8 protein-coding genes are annotated in these 18,565 nt (G+C 70.5%); 2 read left to right on the forward strand and 6 right to left on the reverse strand.

What is annotated here, in order from left to right:
* Positions 1-156: 156 nt before the first annotated feature.
* Genes mnhG through OV427_RS41525 form a run of 6 tightly spaced genes read right to left on the reverse strand, consistent with a single transcriptional unit; the run spans position 157 to position 6,112 of the window.
* Positions 157-513: a monovalent cation/H(+) antiporter subunit G gene (gene mnhG / locus OV427_RS41500; protein WP_267861753.1), complete on the reverse strand. Its 357-nt coding sequence runs from the start codon at positions 511-513 to the stop codon at positions 157-159.
* The gene (locus OV427_RS41505; RefSeq protein WP_267861754.1) at positions 510-788 is read right to left on the reverse strand and encodes a K+/H+ antiporter subunit F; all 279 of its coding nucleotides are present in this window, start codon (positions 786-788) and stop codon (positions 510-512) included. Before OV427_RS41505 ends, mnhG begins: the two co-directional genes overlap by 4 nt.
* Entirely contained in the window at positions 785-1,273 is a 489-nt protein-coding gene (locus tag OV427_RS41510) for a Na+/H+ antiporter subunit E (RefSeq protein ID WP_267861755.1), read from the reverse strand. Before OV427_RS41510 ends, OV427_RS41505 begins: the two co-directional genes overlap by 4 nt.
* Positions 1,270-2,910, reverse strand: coding sequence for a monovalent cation/H+ antiporter subunit D (locus OV427_RS41515; RefSeq protein WP_267861756.1), 1,641 nt, complete (start codon positions 2,908-2,910; stop codon positions 1,270-1,272). The genes OV427_RS41510 and OV427_RS41515 overlap by 4 nt, the downstream gene beginning before the upstream one ends.
* Positions 2,907-3,245: a Na+/H+ antiporter subunit C gene (locus OV427_RS41520; protein WP_267861757.1), complete on the reverse strand. Its 339-nt coding sequence runs from the start codon at positions 3,243-3,245 to the stop codon at positions 2,907-2,909. The genes OV427_RS41515 and OV427_RS41520 overlap by 4 nt, the downstream gene beginning before the upstream one ends.
* Positions 3,245-6,112 carry a monovalent cation/H+ antiporter subunit A gene (locus OV427_RS41525; RefSeq protein ID WP_267861758.1) on the reverse strand — a complete coding sequence of 956 codons (2,868 nt, stop codon included), beginning with the start codon at positions 6,110-6,112 and terminating at the stop codon, positions 3,245-3,247. Before OV427_RS41525 ends, OV427_RS41520 begins: the two co-directional genes overlap by 1 nt.
* A gap of 183 nt (positions 6,113-6,295) precedes the next feature.
* Here OV427_RS41525 and OV427_RS41530 point away from each other — a divergent pair, with 183 nt between their 5' ends.
* Together OV427_RS41530 and OV427_RS41535 are read left to right on the forward strand one after the other, a co-directional pair.
* The gene (locus OV427_RS41530; protein ID WP_267861759.1) at positions 6,296-13,627 is read left to right on the forward strand and encodes a non-ribosomal peptide synthetase; all 7,332 of its coding nucleotides are present in this window, start codon (positions 6,296-6,298) and stop codon (positions 13,625-13,627) included.
* Between the two features lie 79 nt (positions 13,628-13,706).
* Complete coding sequence (locus OV427_RS41535; protein WP_267861760.1) at positions 13,707-18,482, forward strand: type I polyketide synthase; 4,776 nt, start codon at positions 13,707-13,709, stop codon at positions 18,480-18,482.
* The last annotated feature ends 83 nt before the right edge of the window (positions 18,483-18,565 follow it).

Raw genomic sequence — 18,565 nt, forward strand, 5'->3', positions numbered from 1 at the left:
CATCCAGGTCATTCGTGCGGCCCATGAAAAGGGCGTCACGTTCTTTGATACAGCCGAAGTCTACGGCCCCTATACGACCAGCTGGAGTGACCGGCTGTTTGGGGTTGCAACGACGACGCGCGCGATGCGCACGGCCTCCTCGGGGCCCAGTCTTCGCTACCCACCCGGAGTCTCGTCCGCCCCTGGCACTGGAATCTCCGTGCCACGCCTGCGTTCCCTGAACACCGCGGCGCGCATCAGGAAGATGGTCGTGACGGGTGTGGTGATGGCAATGAACACCGGAATGAGCAGCGCGTGGACGTAGAGCTGCCCCTGCTCGAAGGAGCCCTGCACCGCCGTCGCGAGCGTGAAGCACCAGACGCCCAGCGTCGCGCCCAGGGTGGGCGCGTGGACGCGCTGGAAGAAGCTCCTCAGCCGCAGCACCCCGAACGAGCCAATCAGTGCCGCCAGCGCGCCAGCCACCGCCAGGAACCCGGTCAACGCATCCACCCACAGCGGCGTCGGCGCATTCATTCGATGATCTCCCCGCGCAGGAGGAACTTGGACATCGCCGTGGAGCCCACGAAGCCGAAGAGGGCAATCAGGAGCGCCGCCTCGAAGTAGGAGCTGCTGCGGTAGATGAGCCCCAGCGAGAGGATGACCAGCATGGCGTTCACATACAGGCAGTCGAACGCCAGCACGCGGTCCTCCGCCCTGGGCCCGGCAATCATCCGCGCCAGTGCCAACATCATCGCCACGGTGAGACAGCCGAGGGCGCAGGCCAGCGCCCACCAGAGAAGGGGGCTCATTCGAAGATCTCCTTCAGTGCACGCTCGTAGCGCTGCTTGATGAGCGCCACCAGGCCCGCCTCGCTCTTGACCGCGAGCACGTGCAACAACAGGACGCGATTGTCTGCCGAGAGCTGCGCCCAGGCCGTGCCCGGGGTGAACGTGACAATCATTGCCAGCACGGCCAGTCCGTTCGGGTCTCTCAGGTCGAGTGGAATGGCGACGAAGCCGGAGCGGAGGTCGCGCGTGCGCTGCGTGAGGATGGCCCATGCGACTTCAGCGTTCGAGCGCAGCATCTCGAAGACGACCCGGCCGCCCAGGCGCACCATGACCAGGGGCCTGCGCAGCCGCACCGGGGCCGGCCTGAGCCTGGACGTCACCGCCGGCCAGAACAGCGCCAGCGCGACACCGAGCAGCAACGTCCCAGCGCTCACCGACTGCATGAGCAGTATCCAGAGCAGGAGCAGGGCCAGCGAGAGCACGGGGTAGGGGAGGAGCCGTCTCATGGCGTCCCTCCCGGCGCCGTGGGCGGCGGCCGGACCCTGGCCCCGAGCACTGCGTCGGTGTACCCGCGCCGGTCATGGAGGGAGCGCGCCGTCGCAAGCGCGAACTCCATGGCGGGCGCGGCCGCGAGCGTCAGCGCTGCGCATGCGGCCAGGAGCGCCACCACGGGAACGCCCTCCGCCGCGCGTACACGGGGTGGCTCGCGCAGCGTCCTCGACCAGAAGATCCGGATTCCCGTCCGTGTGAGTGCGATGAGCGTGAGCAGGCCGGAGCCCAGCAGCACGCCCGCGAACACCCACGAGCGGGTGGGAACCGCCCCCGTCCCCTCCCGCAGCCCGAGTGCCGCCGACAACATGCCGAGCTTGCCAACGAAGGTCGAAAGGGGCGGCAGGCCGGAGACGAGCAGCGCGCAGGCGACGAACGCGAGCCCCAGCAACGCGGTGGATGCCGGGATGGGCCGCGCGACGAGGGGCTCCTCCTCGTCGTCGAGGTTGACGTCCTGGGCCTCGAGCGTCGCGCTCAGGAAGGGGGCTTCGTCCACGACGGTGGCGCCCGTCTGCCAGCGCTCGACGAGGTCGACGAGCAGGAAGAACGCGCTGGACGCCAGCGCGGAGCCCACCAGGTAGAACACCGCGCCGCCGAGGACGGCTTCCTCGCCCATGCCCAGCGCCGCCAGCAGCGTCCCGGCGGAGACCACCACCCCCGCCGCGGCCTGGTTGGCGAGCCGGTGCGAGGCCACCATGCCGAGGGACGCGAGCACCGAGGTGACCACGCCGAACACGAGCAGGCCGTCCGCGCCGAACCCCGCTAGCGGCCCCCCGGCGAACATCAGCGTCCAGAGCCGCACCAGCGCGTAGATGCCGACCTTCGTGAGCACGGCGAACAGCCCCGCCACGGGAGGCGTCGCCGCCGAATAGGCGGGGACGAGCCAGAAGTTGAGGGGCCACGCCGCCGCCTTGGCCAGGAATGCCACCGCGAGGATGGCCGCCCCCGCGTCGACGAGGTGCCGGTTGGCCACGGGCCCCTCAGCCAGGCGCGCGGAGAGCTCCGCCATGTTGAGCGTCCCCGTGACGCCGTAGATCATCGACACGCCGATGAGGAAGAGCGACGAGGCGGCGAGGTTCACCGCCACGTAGTGCACGGCGGCCCGGACTCGTGGCCTTCCGGACCCATGCAGCAACAGGCCGTACGAGGCGGCGAGCAGGATTTCGAAGAAGACGAAGAGGTTGAAGACGTCCGCCGTCAGGAACGCGCCGGACAGTCCCATCAGCTGGAGCTGGAACAGCGGGTGGAAGTGGACGCCCGCGCGGTGCCAGCGCGCCGCGGCGAAGCAGAGCGCGCAGGTGCCCAGGGTCCAGGTCAGCACCAGCATCCCGGCCGACAGCCGGTCTACCGCCAGGGCAATCCCAAACGGCGCGGGCCAGTTGCCGGGGAGGTAGGCCACGACGCCGTGGTCCTCCACCCACGCCAGGAGCGCCACCGAGATGGCGAGCCCCAGCAGCGCCGAGCCCATCCCGAGCACGAACTTGGCAGGCCGCTTCCCCTCGCCCAGCAGGAGCATTGCCCCCGCGGTCAGCATGGGCAGGAGGATGGGCGCCACCATCAGGTGCGGCATCATGGAGGAAAAGAGCGCGCTCATGGTTCGGTGCCATCCACATGGTCGGTGCCGGTCATCCCGCGCGAGGCGAGGATGATGACCAGCAGGAGCGCCGTCATCGCGAAGCTGATGACGATGGCCGTCAGCACCAGCGCCTGGGGGACCGGGTCGGTGTAGTGCTGGAGGTCCCGTGGGACGCCGTCGACGAGGATGGGCTCCTGGTCGATGGCCAGACCGCCGATGCTGAAGATGAAGAGGTTGACCGCGTAGGCGACGAGCGACAGGCCCACGACGAGCTGGAACGTACGCGGCCGCAGCAGCAGCCAGACGCCGGAGCCGGTCAGCACGCCGATGGCAACCGCCAGCACCACCTCCATCACTCACCTCCCGTGATGCGGTGCGCGCGGATGGACTGGTGCGCGAGCGCCACGAGGATGAGCAGCGTGGACCCCAGCACCAGGCAGTACACGCCCACGTCGAAGAACAGCGCGCTCCCCAGGTGCAGCTCGCCCAGGACGGGGACCTTCAGATGGAAGGTGTGCGAGGTGAGCAGCGGATAGCCGACCACGAAGGCGCCCGCCCCCGTGCCGAGAACGAACAGCAGCCCGGCGCCCATCAGCGTGCGCGGCGCAAGGCGCAGCCGCTCCTCGACCCACTCAGTCCCCGACACGAGGTACTGAAGCAGGAAGCCCACCGACATCACCAGCCCCGCCACGAACCCGCCGCCTGGCGCGTTGTGCCCACGCAGGAAGAAGAACGCCGACACCACGCCCGAGATGGGCAGCAGCAGCCGGACCAGCACCGCGGGAACCATCAGGTAACCCACCGCCGTGTCCCGCGCCTGCCGTGGGTTCACCAGGTCCGTCTGCAAGTCTTTGGCGAGTGACTGCTGCTGCGGCGGAAGCGCCATGACCTCGGCCGCCGGCCGGAAGCGCCGCAGGAGTGCGTAGACCGTGAGCGCGACGAGCGTCAGCACGACGCCTTCCCCGAAGGTGTCGAACCCACGGAAATCCACCAGCATCACGTTCACCACGTTCCGCCCGCCGCCGCCGCTCAGGGAGTGCTCGAGGAAGAACGAGGTGCGCTCGGGGAAGTCCCGGGTCATCACCGCGTAGGCGAGGAGCGCCATGCCGCCTCCGGCGCTCAGCGCGATGACGAAGTCGCGGGCTCGCCGGCCCCTGGCCACCCTCCGGGTGTGCGCGTCGTACACGCCGCGGGCCGGCTCTCTCGGAGGCAGCCACCTGAGCCCGAGCAGGATGAGGAGCGTCGTCACCACTTCGACGGTGAGCTGGGTGAGCGCGAGGTCCGGCGCGGAGAACCAGATGAACGTGACACAGCTCGCCACCCCCGCGGTCCCCGAGAGCATGAGCGCGGCGAGCCGGTGGAACTTCGCCTGCCAGGCGGCTCCCAGCGCCGCCACGCCGCCCACGGCCCACAACGCGACGAATATCGGCGAGAGGGGCACCCTCGGGCGCTCCCCCTCGCCAAGGCCCCCCCACAGCGACAACACGCCCACGAGCAGGGTGACGCCCACCATCGCCATCAGCTGCCGCTGGAGTCCCGCGGTGAGCAGCCAGCGGCGGGTCCACCGGCTCAGCCAGGTCAGACGCGCCAGCAGCGCGGTGAAGACCCGCGTCCCCTCCAGGCGCACCCGCCCTGCCTCCTGGCGTCGGACCCAGAGGTACAGCAGGGCGCCACCGCCGAGCGCCAGCGCGCTCATCAGCAGCGGCGGGGTGAACCCATGCCATATCTTGAGGCTGTATTCCGGGAGCGGTCCTCCCACGACCTGCAGGGACGCGGCCTCGAGGAACGGGCCGATGGACACCGCTGGTGCGACGCCCACCACCAGGCAGGCGAGGACCAGCACCTCGACGGGGACACGCATCCACTTGGGCGGCTCCTCCGGCACGCGCGGCGTGTCCCGCGCGCTCGCGGGCCCGAAGAACACCTTCGCGGCGAACCGGAGCGAGTAGGCGACGCTCCCCATGCCAGCCAGGGTCGCCGCAATCGGCAGGCCCCACTCCACGGTGGGGTGGGCGTCGACGAAGACGGTCTCCGCGAAGAACATCTCCTTCGAGAGAAAGCCATTGAGCAGGGGGACGCCCGCCATGGCCGCCGTGGCCACGACGGCGAGCGTCCCGGTGATGGGCATCAGGCGGAAGAGCCCCGACAGCCGCCGGATGTCCCGCGTCCCCGTCTCATGGTCGATGATTCCCGCCGCCATGAAGAGCGAGGCCTTGAACGTCGCATGGTTGATGATGTGGAAGACGGCCGCCACCGCCGCCAGCGCGCTGTTGAGCCCCAGCAGCAGCACCACCAACCCGAGATGCGAGATGGTGGAATAGGCGAGCAACCCCTTCAGGTCACGCTGGAACAGCGCCGCCCACGCGCCGAGCAGCAGCGTGGCGAGCCCCGCGGACCCGACGAGCCAGAACCAGAGCTCCGTTCCCGACAGCACCGGCCACAGCCGCGCCAGCAGGAACACGCCCAGCTTCACCATGGTCGCCGAGTGCAGATACGCCGACACCGGCGTCGGCGCCGCCATCGCGTTGGGGAGCCAGAAATGGAAGGGGAACTGGGCGCTCTTGGTGAACGCGCCGACCAGGATGAGACAGAGCGCCACCGGGTAGAGCGAGTGGGCCCTCACGCGCTGCGCGCTCCCGAGGACGGCGTCCAGCTCGTAGCTGCCCGCCGCCTGGCCGAGCACCAGCAGCCCCGCGAGGAGGCACAGGCCGCCCATCCCCGTGACGGTGAGCGCCATCCGCGCCCCGCGCTGTGCGTCCTTGCGCTGGTGCCAGTAGCCGATGAGCAGGAACGAGAAGAGGGACGTCAGCTCCCAGAAGAAGGCCAGCTGCAGCAGGTTCCCCGAGAGGACCACGCCCAGCATCGCGCCCATGAAGGCCAGCAGGAAGGCGAAGAACCTCGGCACGGGGTCCGACGGCGAGAGGTAGTACCGCGCATACAGCATCACCAGCGCGCCAATGCCGAGCACGAGCACGCAGAAGGTCCACGAGAAGCCGTCGAGCCGCAACACGAGGTCCAGCCCCAGCGAGGGCACCCAGGGGATGCGCTCGACCAGTTGGCCTCCGCCCCGCACCTTCGGGAAGTGGAGCGCCACGCCCACCAGGCCCAGCAGCGCGGTGAGGCCCGCGAGGCCCGCTGCCCGGTTCCGGGCGCGCGTGGGCAGCAGCGCGGCGATGGCTCCAGAGACCGCGGGCATGACCAGGAGCGCGAGGAGCGGCATCACTCGAAGATACCGGAGGGGGTCGAGCCCCCGGCCCCTCCCTCCCGGTCATCGTCCAACTATTGACCAACGGAACTCCATGGGCGAGCCTCTGCGCGCCGCGGCGGAAGCTCATCCATGCGTGCTCGCGACTGTGACGGCCGCGGCGGTGAGGACACGCGATTGACGGGCAGAGGGTCACCTGTGCCGGAGCACCCCGCTGGACTCTTCCTCCACACGCTCTTCGAGGCCCACGCGGCTCGAGACCCGGAGGCCCTCGCCGTGTGGCATGAGGGCCGGGGGCTCACATATGGGGCCCTGGACCGCCAGGCCAACCGGCTCGCGTGGCGCCTCCAGGCCGCGGGCGTGGGCCCCGAGGTCCGCGTCGGGCTCTTCCTGGACCGCTCGCCAGAGGCACTGGTGGGCCTGCTCGCCATCTGGAAGGCCGGAGGCGCGTATGTCCCGCTGGAGCCCACGCTTCCGCGCCAGCGACTGGACTTCCTGCTCGAGGAACTCCGTCCCCACGTCATCCTGACCCGGGAGCCCCTGCGCTCCTCGCTGCCTCCACACCCCGCGGCACTCCTCTGCGTGGATGAAGGTGGAGAGGAGGAGGGGACTGCGCCTCCCCGGTGCCGGAGCGCGGCGGACTCGCTTGCCTACATCCTCCACACCTCGGGTTCGACGGGGCTGCCCAAGGGCGTGCTCCTCGAGCATCGGGGGCTCATCAACCTCGTCAGGACGCTCGTCGACACGCTCGACGTCCGGCCGCGTGATCGGGTGTTGCAGTTCGCGTCGCTCGCCTTCGACGCGTCCCTCTTCGAAGTGGGCATGGCGTTGGCGGCCGGTGCCACGCTCCACCTGGCGACGGGGGAGGCGCGGACGTCGGGAGTGGAGCTCGGCGAGCTGTTCTTCCAGCACGCCATCACCCACGTGGCGCTGCTGCCCTCGGTGCTCGCCACCGTGCCCACCCGGGCGCTCCCGGCACTCCGGGTGGTGGTCTGTGGCGGCGAGCGGTGCCCGGAGGAGCTGGTCGCGCGCTGGCGTGAAGGCCGCCGGTTCTTCAACACCTACGGTCCGACCGAAGCCACCGTCTCGGCCACCCTGTTCGAGTGTGATGGAACCGGAGCGCCGCCGCTCGGGCGTCCGCTTCCAGGAGTCGTGGTGCACGTGCTCGACACGGCAGGCACCGAAGCGGCGGATGGCTCGGAGGGAGAGCTCGCGATTGGCGGCGTGGGATTGGCCCGTGGCTATCTCGACCGCCCGGACCTGGAGGCCTCGCGGTTCGTCCCCGACCCCTTCGGCCGGGACGGGCGGCTCTACAGGACGGGAGATCGGGGCCGGCGCCGCGCTGATGGCCATCTGGAGTTTCTCGGGCGCATCGACGACCAGGTGAAGGTGCGGGGCTTCCGGGTGGAGCCCGGTGAAATCGAGGCGGTGCTCACGGAGCATCCGGAGGTCCGTGAAGCGGCCGTGGTCCCGCGCGACGACGCCTCCGGTGGTACGCGGCTCACGGCCTACGTTCTTCCCGCCGGAGCGCACCCGCCCTCCGTCACTTCGCTCCGCCGCTTTCTGGAAGCACGGTTGCCGGAGTACATGATTCCCGCCGCCTTCGTCGCGCTGGCGGCGCTGCCCCGGCTTCCCAGCGGAAAGCTGGATCGCCGCGCGTTGCCGTCTCCCGGGGAAGTGCGTCCCGCGCTCGACACGCCGTTTGTCGAGCCACGCACGCCCGTGGAGCAGACCCTGGCCCGGGTCTGGTCCGAGGTCCTCCGGGTCTCGGAGGTCGGGGTTGCCGACGAGTTCCTCGCACTGGGCGGTGATTCGCTCTCGGCGGCGCGAGTGAGCACCCGGCTGCGGGCAGTGGGCATTCCGCTGTCGGGACGCGACATCCTCGAGCGCCGCACGATTGCCGCACTCGTCGAGCACGTGGCGGGCGGAGCGACTTCCGCGGGACAGGACGGAGAGATTCCGCAGCGTGCGGGAGACGAACCGGCCCCGCTGTCATTCGTGCAGCAGCAGCTATGGCTGCTCCACCAGCTTGCACCTCACGGCGCCGCCTACAACCTGCCGGCCGTGCTCCGCCTGCGCGGCGCGCTGGACGTCGCGGTGCTCCAGCGAAGTCTCGAAGCGCTCGTGCAACGTCATGAGGTGCTGCGGACCACGTTCCCAGGAGGGGAGGGCACCTCACCGTTGCAGCAGGTCCGAGCCGACGTCGCCGTGCCGCTGCCCGTCGTCGACCTGTCAGCACTCCCGGAGGCGGAGCGCACGTCGCGCCTCGAGGCGCTCTCAGCAGAACAGGCGTTGCGCCCCTTTCAGCTCGTGGAGGGCCCACTGGTCCGCGCGGTGCTGGTCCACCTGGGGGCGCGCGAGCATGCGCTGGTCATCGTCTTCCACCACCTCGTATGTGATGGCGGCTCGATGGAGGTCTTCCTGCGGGAGCTCGCGGTGCTCTACACCGCGTTGCTCGAAGGGAGCCCGGCGCCCCTGTCGCCACTGCCCATCCGGTATGGCGACTTCGCGGTCTGGCAGCGCCAGTGGATGCGTGGAGAGGCGCTCGATGCGGAGCTCGCCTTCTGGAAGAGGGAGCTCGAGGGCGCGCCCACGCGGATGATGCTGCCGCTGGACCGGCCCCGTCCCGCCCTCCAGCGCTTCCGAGGCGCACAGCTCCCCTGGTCGCTTCCGGCGGACACGACGCGTGCCCTCCAGGAACTGGGCCAGGCTCGGGGGAGCACGCTCTTCATGACCCTGCTCGCCGGCTTCTCGGTCCTGCTCCATGCCGAAGGCGCGGAAGAGGACCTGTTGATCGGCACCACGGTCGCCGGTCGTGAGCGAAGTGAAACCCGTGGGTTGATCGGTCACTTCGCGAACACGCTGGTCCTGCGGGTGCGGCTCGGTGAGGCGCCGCGCTTCGGCGATGTGCTGGACCGCGTGAGGGAGCGGGCGCTCGCGGCGTATGCGCACGCGGCGCTTCCCTTCGAGAAGTTGGTGGAGGCGCTGCGGCCAGAGCGTGACGCCAGCCACAACCCCTTGTTCCAGGTCGCCTTCGGCCTCCACCCCGGCTTGCCGCCCGTCACTTCCGGCCCGCTCGAAATCGACCTCGCGCAATTGCACGCGGATGCCGCGCCGTTCGACCTCTCGCTGCAGCTCTGGACGCGTCCCGGTGGCGAGGGCCTCGAGGGAGTGCTGCTCTATTCCACGGACCTTTTCGACACGGCCTCGATTGCACGTCTCGGGCGCAGGCTGCGCGCTCTCGTCGAGAGGGTTTCCGTGGAGCCAGAGGTGTCCATCGCGGAGCTTCTGAGGCTCGACGCTCCGGCCGACCGGCGCGGCTGCGAGGCGCTCGAAACCGCGCTGGCCGAAGAGCCCGCGGTGTTGGATTGCGCCGTGCGGATGCGACCGACCGAGTCCTCCGGACAGCAGCGGGTGGCCTACGTCGTCTCCTCGGAACCGCTCACTCCGACGTGGCTCGCTCGTCGGCTCAACGAGAAGGCTCCAGCGGAGCTTCATCCGAGGGCCGTCGTGCCGCTGGCCTCGCTTCCACGAAGACCCGACGGGCGCGTGGACGAGGAGGCCCTCTCGCGCATCCCGATCCCTGACAGTGGGCTTGCCCAGAGGACCGAGGCGATGCTGCGCGCGACGCCGGGCGCGGGCGAGGTCGCGGTGCTCGTCCACGCACCGACCGAGCCCGCGCCGCGCCTTCACCTGTGGCGGGTCCTGCCGGGAGGCATGCGGGGCGCCGCGCCCGAGCTCGACGCACCCGCGAGGTCGGCGAGCGCGCCCACCACGCCCTCCAGACCGCCGGCCTTGAGCGACGGTGGCCCCCTGGTCCTTCCACATGGCGCACCGGAGACGCTCGTGGACGCGCTGGTCCGCGCGGCCTCGGGAACGAAGGGCGTCCGCTACGTGCAGCCCGGCGGTGCCGTCGTCTTCCAGAGCTACGCGTCGCTGCTGAACGACGCACGCGCGCTGCTCGCGGGGCTGACACGCGCCGGTCTGGAGCCCGGTGCCCGGGTCATCCTGCACATCGAGGCCACGAAGGATCTGCTGACGACCTTCTGGGCCTGCGTCCTCGGCGGCATCCAGCCGGTCACCGTGGCGCTCGCGCCGTCGTACGACGCGCCGAACGGCGTGCTGACCAAGCTCCAGGGAACGTGGGAACTCCTCGGCCGTCCCCACGTCATCGCGAGCCGTGCGCTCGTCGAGCCACTCCAGGGACTGCGCGCCTTCCTTCCCATGGACGGGCTGCGCGTGCTCGCGGTGGAAGACCTGTGGGGAGACCCCTCGCGGGCTTCACCTGCCGCGCTCCGCCCGGACGACATCGCCTTCTTCCAGTTGAGCTCGGGCAGCACGGGCATGCCCAAGGTCATCCAGGAGACGCACCGGGGCATCCTGCTCCATGCGCACTCGGTGTCCCGGTTCTGTGGCTACGTCCCGGAGGACGTGACGCTCAACTGGATTCCCTTCGACCACGTGGTGCCCATCCTCACGTGCCACCTGAAGGACGTCTGCGTCGGCTGTGAGCAGATCCACGTGAAGACGGAGCGCATCCTCGCGGATCCGCTGGCCTGGCTCGACCTCATCGAGTGCTACCGCGTCACCCAGACCTTCTCTCCGAACTTCGGGCTGAGGCTCGTCTCGGACGCCGTCGCTCGAGCGCCGGGACGGCGCACGTGGGACCTCTCCTCGCTCCGGTTCCTCCTGAACGCGGGCGAGCAGGTGACACTCGGCGCGATTCGCGAGTTCCTCCAGGCGACCGCGCCCTTCGGTGTCAGGCCCGAGGTGATGCAGCCGGCTTTCGGCATGGCCGAGGCGTGCACCATCGTCTCCTACCAGAACGCATTCTCCGTCGAGCGCGGCGCGCATCACGTGGCCAAGGCCTCGCTCGGTGGGGCCCTGGAGTTCCTCCCCGCAGGGGACGAGACAAGCATCGCCTTCATCGACCTCGGCCCGCCCGTGCCGGGCGTGCAGCTTCGAATCACCGATGCCTCGAATCGGCTCCTTCCCGAGGGTTCCATCGGCCGGCTGCAACTCAAGGGCGGGGTGGTGACGCCGGGCTACCTCGACAACCCGTCCGCCAACCAGGAGGCCTTCGTCGGGGGCGGCTGGTTCAACACCGGAGACCTGGGCTTCCTCTGGCAGGGGCGCCTCACCATTACCGGCCGCGAGAAGGAGGTCATCATCATCCGTGGGGCCAACTTCCACTGCCACGAAATCGAGGACGTGGTGGGGAGCCTCCCCGGCGTCGAGCCGACGTTCGCGGCGGCGTGCTCCGTGGTGGACCCCGACGGCGGCACGGAGGGCCTGGCCCTCTTCTTCGTTCCGAGAGAGCCGTCCATCGAAGTGGCCGCCCGGGTCGCGGGAGTCGTGCGCGAGCAGGTGACGAAGCGACTGGGCGTCACGCCCACGTATGTCATCCCGCTGGCTCGGAGCGAGTTCCCGAAGACCACCAGTGGGAAGATCCAGCGCGTGGCCTTGCAGCGGGCTCTCACGGCAGGGCGCTTCCGGAGCACCATCGAAGCCGTCGACCTCCAGCTCGGGAACGAGCGGACGCTCGCGGACTGGTTCTTCCGGCCGGAGTGGCGGCGCAAGTCCACGCACGGTGTGGCCGTAAGGAAGGGCGCAAGCCTGCTCTTCTGCGACTCGCAAGGACCGGGCGCGCGCGTCGCCCACCAACTCCAGGCGGAGGGACGCACCTGTGTCACCGTCGAGCCCGGGGCCGGGTTCGCCCGGCTCGGCCCACGGCGGTACAGCATCGACCCCACCGTGCCCGAGCACTACCCGCGCGTGCTCGCGGCGGTGTTCGAGGAGGCAGGCCCCATCGCCGAGGTGGTCCACCTCTGGACTCACGGCGCACCGGGGATGGAGGTGTGCACCTCGATGAGCGGCGCGCGGAGCTTGCTGCTCCTGGTCCAGGCGCTCGCCTCCGTGGAGGACCTGGCGCCGCGCCGCCTGGTCGTCGTCTCGAGCCATGCGCAGGCGGTCTCCCCGGACGACGCGCCCGACTGGACGAAGGCGCCGCTCCTCGCGCTCGTGAAGACCGTGTCGAGGGAATTGCCCTGGCTCGACTGCCGCCATGTCGACCTGCCCGCGGCCGACCTCGAAGACGACGCGGCATGCATCACTCGCGAGCTGGCGGCCCGTTCCCGTGATCGGGAAGTCGCCTGGCGCGGCGGTGAGCGCAGGGTGGCGGGCCTCGAGCGGGTGGACCCGGCCGTCCTCCCGGAGCAGTCACCTCCGTTCGAGGAGGGCGGAGCCTATGTGTTGGCGGGCGGGCTCGGCGGAATCGGGGTCGAGCTCTCGCGCTACCTGCTCCGGCAGCACCGGGCGCGGCTCCTCCTGGTGGGCCGTACGCCCTTCGCGCGGCTTTCCCAGGAACGGGCCAAGGCCTACGCGGAATTGGAGCAGCTCGCGCACCGCGCAGGCGGACAGGTGCGCTACGAGTCCGTGGATGTGGCGGATGCGCCGAGGCTGCGGGACACCGTCGAGCGCGCGAAGGCCTGGTGGGGCCGCGAGCTCTCCGGCGTGCTCCACCTCGCGGGGACCTTCGATGAACGCCGCCTGCTGGAGGAACGCCCCGAGGACTTCTCCGCGGCGCTCCACGCCAGGGGCGCGGGAATCATGGCGCTGCATGGGCTGCTCGACGGCCGCTCAGACCGGCTCTTCGGGGTCTTCTCCTCAGTCAACGGGTTCTTCGGCGGGCATTCCGCGGGCGCCTATTCAGCCGCGAGCCGCCTGGTCGAGCACTTCGTCCAGGACCTGCGCCGCAAGGGGCATACCCGAGCGTATTGCCTGTCGTGGAGCTTCTGGGATGCCATCGGCATGAACCGGGAGAGCCCGGCGCGCGAGGCGGCCCTCGCCAGCGGCTTCCAGGCGATCTCCGCCACGGCGGGGCTTACCTCGCTCCTCGTCGCCCTTCACCGAAACGAGCCCCAGCTTCTGATCGGCCTCGACGGCCGGCACCGGGCGATTGCGCGCTCTCGCTGGGACGCCGCTCCCGAGTCACCCCGGCTCACCGCCTGGGTCACGAGCACCGAGGGCGCCTCGACGCTCCCCGAATCGCTTCTGGTGCGCGATGACTTCGGGACGCCCATGGCGTGCCGGCTCGTTCGCGTCGAGCGCATTCCTCGGACTCCCGAAGGGCTGCCCGATGTCGCGCTGCTCGGCGGCGGTGAGGCTGCGCGGAGCCGGCCGCCGCACGTGGCGCCGCACTCCGAGGCCGAGCAGCGCATCGCCACCATCTGGCGCGAGGCGCTCGGGCTGGACAAGATTGGCATCCACGACAACTTCTTCAGCCTCGGTGGTCACTCCATGCTCGTGGCCCAGGTGAGCGCGCGGCTCCAGCAGGCCTTCAGCCGGGAGGTGGCCGCCGTCGACCTCTTCCGGCACCCGACGGTCCGCTCGCTGGCGGAGTACCTGGGCCGTGCCGTGTTGGCACCTCCGGGGCTGACGGGGGTGGATGAGCGGGCCCGGAAGCAGCGGGATGCGCTCGAGCGTCGTCGGCTGGCCGCGGAGTCCATGGCTTCGCGGCGAGGGCGATGAGCCCGCGCGGGGAGAGTGGCGCCGGGGCCCGCCTGCTCCCAGCGACGCGGTACGCCTTGGCATCGTGTAAGGGTTGGACATGCAAGTGACTTCCACCGGCCTGACGGATGGCGTGGCCATCGTCGGTATGTCCGGACGTTTTCCAGGCGCTTCGAGCATCGAGGCGTTCTGGAAGAACCTGTGCGAAGGGAAGGAATCCATCGCGCGCTTCACGCCCGAGGAGCTCGTCGCCGCGGGTGAGGACCCGGCGCGGCTGACGAGTCCTCGCTACGTGCGGGCGAGGGCCGTCCTCGGGGACGTCGGGCAGTTCGAGCCGGAGTTCTTCGGCATGAGCCCGCGCGAGGCGGAACTGACGGACCCGCAGCACCGTCTCTTCCTGGAGGGTGCGTGGGAGGCGCTGGAGCGCGCCGGGTACGACCCCTCGCGATACCCCGGCACGATTGGCGTCTATGCCGGCTGCGGGCCGGACGGCTATCTGCTCCACCACCTCCGTGGCCTCTCGGAGGCCTCCGGTGGAATGAACGGGCTGGGCACGCTGCTCGGCAACGAGAAGGACTACCTGACGACGCGGGTCTCCTACAAACTCGACCTGCGCGGTCCCGCCATCACCGTGCAGAGCGCCTGCTCGACCTCGCTCGTCGCGGTGCAGCTCGCGTGTCAGGCCCTGCTCAACTTCCAGTGTGACATGGCCCTGGCGGGCGGCGTGTCCATCGCGTTCCCGCTGAACCACGGCTATCCGTACCAGGAGGGCCACATCGGCTCGCCGGACGGACACTGCCGGGCCTTCGACGCCGACGCGGGGGGAACGGTTCCGGGCGATGGCGTGGGGGTGGTCGTCCTCAAGCGCGCCGCCGACGCGCTGGCCGACGGCGACCACATCCACGCGCTCATCCTCGGCGCTGCGGTCAACAACGATGGCGCGCACAAGGCGGGGTACACGGCACCGGGTGTCACGGGGCAGGCCGAGGTCATCGCGATGGCGCAGGCCCTCGCCAACGTTCCGGCGCGGTCCATTGGCTACGTCGAGGCCCACGGGACGGGCACGCCGCTCGGGGACTCCATCGAGCTCGCCGCGCTCACGCAGGCCTTCCGTCATGGGACGGAGGAGCGCGGGTTCTGCGCCATCGGCTCGCTCAAGGGCAACATCGGGCACCTCAACACCGCGGCCGGCGTGGCGGGGTTGATCAAGGCCACGCTCGCCGTCGAGCACGGGATGCTGCCTCCCAGCCTCCACTTCCGCGCTCCGAATCCGGCCCTCCAGCTCGAACGCAGCCCGTTCTTCGTCAACGCCTCGCTGCGCCCCTGGGGGACGGAGGTCGGCCCGCGACGGGCCGGGGTGAGCGCCTTCGGCTTCGGCGGCACGAATGCCCACGCCGTCCTCGAGGAGGCTCCGCCCACGAGCTCGGACGTTCCCGTGAGGCCCTGGCAGCTCCTCGTGCTCTCGGCGCGCACGCGCGCGGCGCTCGACGCCCAGGCCGCGCGGCTCGCGGACCATCTGGAGAAAGCGCCGGGGCTCGACGCGGCTTCGCTCGCGGACACGGCGTACACGCTGCAGGTGGGCCGGAAGGCCTTCACCCATCGCCTCGCGCTCGTGTGCCGCGATGCCACGGACGCCGTGGCGGTCCTCCGGGATGCGGACTCCCCACGGAGGCTTCACCATGCTGTCGAGGCCACCGAGGAGCGCTCCACGGCGTTCCTGTTCCCGGGAGCAGGCGGACATGTCCCGGGCATGGGCGCGGAGCTCTACCGGTTCGAGCCGGTGTTTCGGGAGCACGTCGAGCGTTGTGCGGAGCTGCTCCACGCACGCTACGGCTTCGACGTCCGCCCGGCGATGTTCGGCGAGAGTGCACCGCTGTCCGGGCACGCACAGCCCGCGCTCTTCGTGTTCGAGCATGCGCTCGCCCGACTCTGGATGGCCTGGGGCGTGCGCCCCGGCGCCGTGCTGGGACGCGGGGTGGGGGAGTACGTGGCCCTGTGCCTCGCCGGGGTGCTCTCGCTGGAGGACGCACTCGAGCTGGTGACCGAGCGCGGACGGCTCATGCAGGCCCTTCTCGCCGGTGAGCCGCGAACCGCGGCTTCCCTCGCGCTCACCGAACGCGTGCGCGGGATGCAGCGGAAGCCTCCCGCGCTGCCGTGTCTCTCCAGCGTCACGGGCACCTGGTGGACTGAGCGCGCCATCGCCGAACCTTCCTTCTTCGCCCACCTCGACGAGGAACCCACGCGTTTCGCGGATGCGCTTTCACAGCTCGCGGAGACTCCAGGGAGCATCCTGCTGGAGGTGGGTTCCAAGCCTTGGCCTGAAGGGGAGGGGATGGCCCTCGCGCAGGAGCTCGGCCGGCTCTGGGCCTCGGGAGTGGAAATCGACTGGGCGGCGGTGCACGTCGGTGAACGTCGCCTCCGGCGCCCGCTGCCGACCTATCCCTTCGAGCGGCGGACCTGCTGGATCGACCCTCCCAGGGTTGGCGCTGGGATTGCCTCACCGCCACGTCCCGAGCGCTCGCTGGCCGAAGCCGAGGCGACGCTCCGGAGCACGCTGGCACCACCCTCCCTGGACGCGCATCCCGGCCTGGTCTCCGGGCTCGATGCCCTGTGCACGGCCCATGTCTGTGCGTACCTGCGCTCGCGGGGCGTGGACATGCGTGTCGGCGCCAGACATGAGGTGGACGCGCTGGCAGGCACGCTCGGCATCCTGCCCAGGTTCCGCCGGCTCCTGCAGGCCATGCTCCGGATGATGGCCGAAGACGGCATCGTTCGCGTCGAGGGCTCCACCATCGTCTTCCTGAAGGACGCGGACCCGGTGCCCGAGCCTTCCGTGCTTCGCGCTGAGCTCGAGCGCCGCCATCCGGCCTTCACCGGCCTGTTCGCATTCCTGGAGCACTGCACGAGCCACTACGCCGTCGCGCTCAGCGGTCAGCGCGAAGCCATCAGCGTGCTCTATCCCGGAGGCAGTTCCGAGGTCATCGACCGCTTCGAGCGCGACACGGCGGCGTACCGCACCGACACCGTGTACCTCGCGCTCCTCCGCGAGGCCGTGCTCCGGCTGGCCGCGTCCCGGCCCGGGCCTTTGCGCATCCTGGAGCTCGGAGGAGGGCAGGGCCTGCTGACGTGGCCGCTCGCCTCCGAGCTGAAGCCACTCCAGGACCGTGTCTCGTACCACTTCACGGACCTCGGGAAGGTCTTCGTCGATGACGCCCGCCGTGAGGCCGCGCGCCAGGGGCTCGATGGGCTGATGCGCTTTGGCGTGCTCGACATCACGAAGGACCCGGTGGCACAGGGCTACGAGGCACACGGCTTCGACCTCGTCGTCGCGTTCAACGTCCTCCACGCCGTGCGCCATGTCCCCGAGGCACTCCAGCACGTGGAGCGGTTGCTCGCGCCCGGAGGGACGCTGGGGCTCGTGGAAGCAACCCGCTTCGGCCGCTGGGACATGCTCACCTGGGGCCTCGCGGAGGGCTTCTGGTACTACGAGGATGGACTGCGCAAGGACTCGCCGCTCCTGACGCTGGACGGGTGGGAGGCGGCCTTGCGACAGGCCCGCTTCGAGCAGGTGGAAGCCCATCCCCTCGCGCAGGACGCGCGTGCGCGGGTGGACCACGGGCTCATCCTGGGCCGGCGCGCGGCCTCCGTGACAGCACACGTCGCGCCGGCGCGAGTCAGCCCCGCGCCCGCAGTGGGTGACACCGCCTCACGTCATCCACGGCCCGACCTGCGAACGCCCTACGTGGCCCCGCGGACCGACCTGGAGCGCCGGCTCGCGGTCCTCTGCGAGGAACTCTTCGGTGTCGCACCCATCGGGCTCCACGACGACTTCTTCGAGCTCGGCGCTGACTCACTGGTGATGCTGCGGCTCTCGGACCGAATCCAGCAGGTGTTGGGGCTGGAGGTCCCCCAACACGCCGTGTTCCGAGGCGTCACCCTCCAGCGCCTGGCGCACACGCTGTCGCCAGTGGACACGCCTGCCGCCGCGACCGGACCGGCTCCGGTGTCCGCCCACGCGTCGGTGCTGGTGCCCCTCCAGTCCGGCGGGACGAAGCCGCCGCTCTTCTTCGTCCACCCCGCGGCGGGAGTGGTCTTCCCGTACATCGGGCTCGCGCGTGCGCTGGGGCCCGAGCAGCCCTTCTACGCCCTCCAGGCGCACGGGCTGGATGGGCTTGCCCCGCCGGACCGGAGCGTGGAGGACATGGCCCGGCGCTACGTCGACGCCATCCGGAGCATCGCCCCGCGAGGTCCCTACCACCTGGGCGGCTTCTCGTTCGGGGGCCTCGTCGTGTTCGAGATGGCCCAGCAGCTCGTCAGGATGGGTGAAGAGGTCCGCATGCTCGCCATCGTGGACGAGCCCGCCCCCGTTGCCGGCTACCGGCCTTCGCCCGCGGTCATGGCCCGGCTCCTGGCCACGGGGATTGCCCGCTCCATCTGGCCGCACCTGCACGACTACCTCTACCTCTGGACCACCTCGCGCGATGGGGCGGAATCGGCCGGACCCGGCCGGCCTCCTGGCTTCAACTGGCTGGAGTCCTTCCTCGCGCGCTCGACCATGGCCAACTTCGTGCCCAGGGAGTCGCGACTGCTCGCGCTCCGGCAGCCCGCCATGCTCCCGATGTTCCGGCTCTTCAAGCATCACCTCCAGCAGACGCTCGACTACTCACCGCGCACCTATCCCTCGCGCGTGACGCTGTTCAAGGCCACGGAGATGCCCGGCCGGAATGGTGGAGACCCGACCCAGGGCTGGAGCCAGCTCGCGGCGGGCGGCGTGGACGTGCACCGGATTCCCGGCGAGCACCTCACGCTGCTCCGGCAGCCGCATGTCCAGGTGCTCGCGTCGAAGCTCCAGGCCTGCCTCGCCGAGGCGAAGTAGCCCTTGCCGATGAAGCGCCTCATCGACGCGGGCATGACGGCGACAGCGCTCCAGCAGGGTCTTCCCCGCCGCCCGCCGAGCTT

Origin of the sequence: Pyxidicoccus sp. MSG2, from assembly GCF_026626705.1 — a bacterium.
In the GTDB taxonomy this organism is placed as follows: domain Bacteria; phylum Myxococcota; class Myxococcia; order Myxococcales; family Myxococcaceae; genus Myxococcus.